Origin of the sequence: Candidatus Accumulibacter vicinus, assembly GCF_000584955.1 — a bacterium.
Classification (GTDB): Bacteria; Pseudomonadota; Gammaproteobacteria; order Burkholderiales; family Rhodocyclaceae; genus Accumulibacter; species Accumulibacter vicinus.
In genome coordinates, this window is record NZ_JDSS02000014.1 from 1567 (window position 1) to 1856 (window position 290).

Here is a 290-nt window from a genome sequence, read left to right on the forward strand (position 1 = left end):
ATGCAGCGCTGCTTGCGCGCCCACTGGCAGTTCATGATCGTGCTCAAGGACCAGGATTTGCCCTCGGTCTGGCAGGAGTTCCGCGCGCTGCAGGTCCTGAAGCCACAAACCGTGCAGCAGAACTGGGGGCGACGCCAACAGCGCTTCAGCTGGGTCAATGACATCGAATATGCTTACGGTCCGAACGGTCGTTGCCGGCTCAAGCTGCACGTGGTGGTCTGTGAGGAAAACTGGGAACGGGTCGACCAACAGGCCAGGATCGTGACCGAAACGGCGCGCCACGCCTGGCT

General features: G+C 61.7%; 1 pseudogene. It reads left to right on the forward strand.

What is annotated here, in order from left to right:
• Positions 1-290 (forward strand): annotated as a pseudogene (locus tag CAPSK01_RS03620) (hypothetical protein); the annotation flags it as partial.